1 pseudogene is annotated in these 3072 nt (G+C 67.6%); it reads right to left on the bottom strand.

Annotated features, from left to right (window positions below):
• Nucleotides 1-3060: pseudogene (locus L995_RS24840) on the bottom strand (hypothetical protein); the annotation flags it as partial.
• Nucleotides 3061-3072: the final 12 nt, after the last annotated feature.

Here is a 3072-nt window from a genome sequence, read left to right on the forward strand (position 1 = left end):
GTCCAGCACCATGTCGCGCAGGCCGGCGTACTCGTCGCCCAGCGCGCGCATCATGTCCGCGCGGGCAGTCATGTCGATGGAGCGGTCAATGGCCGCGCGGGCTTCGCGGTACAGGGCAATCTGGTTGGGCGTGGCGCCGAACATCGTCTGCAGCTCGGCATCCGTCCAGACCGCGCCGGCCTTGAGCATCTTGCTTTCGAAGCGCGAATTCACCAGCGCTTCGTACTGGGCCAGCGGCAGACCGCGCCAGGCGCGCAGCATGCGGTCGTCCAGACGGCCGGCACGCAGCAGCAGCTGGGCCTTGTCGTCTGCGGGCAGGTTGCCGTACTTCTTGGTCAGCTCGTCCACCAGCACGGCCTTGCCGTCCACGTCCCTGCCCCACAGCAGCGTGCCCTCGAAGAGAGGCTTCGCCACGGCCTTGTTGTCGACGGCGGAAACAGGCGTCTTGCGGTTCTTGCCCACGAGGTCGCCGATGGTGTCCACACGCGGCAGCAGGCGCGGCGCCCGGTCGGCCGCATCGTTGGCCAGCATAGACACGTCATCGATATTGCGCTGGGCGGTCTCGTAGACCGGCTTGAAAGCTGGCGCGCGTTCGGCCAGGTGGCGCATGGTGCCGATGGTCTTGTCCCAGACAGAGACCTTGCCCGGGTGGGACATCGTCTTCTGGAGCTGGTCCAGAGCGCTGTCCTTGATCTCCGAAAGCCGTGAGCGGCTGAAGCTCAGTTCGTCGCCTGCATCGCCTTGGCGAGGATTGCCTTGATCTGCGCGCTCGCCTGCGCGTCGTCCTTCTTCAGCGATTCGATCTCGGAGTCGCTGAGCCGGCTCGAACCGCGAGAGGTATCGGGCCTCAGACTCGGTGAGCGCGTCGAAGCCGTAGCCTGTGGCTGTGCGGAATTGGTCTTCGAGGTCACCATGTTTTTGACGGAGGGAGGCCAGGGTTTCGGGAGAGGGCTGGATTTTTGCACTGTACTGCTTGCCGGTCAACGCAACCACGCCCACCACATTGCCTCCACCTTCATGAATGTGGCTGGCCAGGGCCGCGAACGTGCCTCCCTGCGTGAGGGTGTCATCCACCAGGAGGTAGTCGCCCGGCTCTACGGTGCCCGCGAAATCGACAGGTGCAAAGATGCGGTCCAGTCCATCCAGGCCGGTGCGCCGCGCGCGATTCGCCTGCACGATGCCCGTCGTCGTTTCCAGGCCCAGGCGTGCCGCCAGGACTTCGGCCACGGCGCGCGGGATCTTGTTGCGACCACTGGACTCTTCGGCAGCCACCGGCAGCACGCGCGGCCGCGCACCACCCAGCGCAGCTGCCACCTTCGCCGCCATCTCAGGCGTCACGAGGTCCACGGCCAGGCGCGTCGCGGCTGCAACGTCCCCTGCCTTGGCCGCAGCGTAGTCGGGATGCTTCGATGCGCTGCCCAGCGTGCTGCCGATGATGGCATCCGGAGTGATGGCCGGCGAGTCCGACCGGCTGAACACAGGCTCGATGCGGTCGGTCGCGGCGCGCTGCCCGCGCTCCACAAACTCGCGCGCCGGCAGGATGTAGCCTTGGATGATGTCGGCATCGCTCAGCTTCAGACCCTTGAACCCGGGCACGTTGGCCCGCAGCCAGTTGCGGATGGCGGCCACGGCACGGCGCACGAAATGCAGCTGCGGCGTCTTCTCGGCCATCTCTGCCAGCACTTCCTCGGCCGCATGGCGCCGGCTCAGGTCAGTGACGCCGCGCAGCCCATATTCCTTGATCTTCGCCGCCACCTCCGCCTGGCGCATGGTGGCCACCTGGTTGAGGATCTTGTTCAGCTCCGGCCCGAACATGCCGCGCAGGCCGTGGTGGCCCAGAACCTCGTGGTGCAGCACGCGGGCCGCGTCGGCCGGCGTGTTCAGCTTGCTGGCCAGCAGGTAGGCCTTTCCGCGCCAGTAGAAGCCCTCGGGCGCGCCGCTGGCGCCGCCGCTGCGCTGGCGCAAATCCGCGCGCCGCGCCGCCTCGGGCACTGCTGGGTCGTTCATGTCGAAGGCCACGACGACTTCTGGCCCGTTGCTCCAACCCTTGCGGATGGCATCCACCGTCTCGCGCACCTGGCCCACGGCCTGTGCACGGGCGGCATCGGAAAACGCCGCCGGCTCGGGCCGCATGATGCGCAGCAGGTTGGCCATCTGGTCATCGGTCAGGCCCTGGCCTTCGGCCTCGCCACGGCGGAATGGCAGTTCCTCAGTGCGCTCCACCGGCCCGGCCTTCAATTCGCGTGCGCTGGGCTGCGTGGCATGGCTGCGCTCGCGCACGCCCGGCACATCCTGCCAGCCTGATCCCTGCTTCTCCACCTGGCGTACCGTCACGCTCCAGACGCCATCGGCATTGGCCGGCGTGTATGAAACCACGCGGACATGGCTATCCCCGTAGCCCTTCACGATGTTGCCCGGGGTGAAGTAGTCGGCGCGGGCAACCTCCTCGGCCGCGGCCTTCTTGGCCAGGACGCCGCGCGGCTTCTTCGTGGGCACAGGCGCTGCGCCGGGCAGCGTGCCGGCCGGCCTCTTCGTCTTCGCCGGATTACGCAGCCAGGCCTTGAACTCGTCCTGCGTCATCTGCGTGATCGCGCCGAGGCCCGTCCAGCCCTTCTCATAGTTGCCGAGGTAGGTGGCCCGCGCATCGGCCTCGTCGGCCGCACCCAGCACCACCTTGTGCTCATCGAACGAGCCATCGCGGTTCACCTGGTCCACGACGAACACCGGCAGGTCCGGGTCGCTCGCGCGGTCAGTCATGAACACGTCCACATGGTCCTTGTCCGCGCCCACAGAACCCTTGAAGTATCCGTAGTGGTTCTTCAGGGGCGGCCATTCAGGCCGGCGGCGGCTGCCGGCCGGGTTCTCGATGCTGATGTCCAGGCCGTTCAGGCGGACGTGGCCCTTCTTGTAGTTGCCCGCCTCCTTCTGGGCATCGGTCGGCTCGGGCAGGTCGTTGGCCCGGCTGGTGGCTGCCTCCCGCGCAGCTGCTTCCACGGCTGCAGGTGCTGCAGGTGCTGCAGGTGCTGCAGGTGCTGCAGGTGCTGCAGCAGCATCGGGCATGGCGGCGGCCAG

This window comes from Delftia sp. ZNC0008, from assembly GCF_000799035.1.
GTDB classification, from domain to species: domain Bacteria; phylum Pseudomonadota; class Gammaproteobacteria; order Burkholderiales; family Burkholderiaceae_C; genus Comamonas; species Comamonas tsuruhatensis.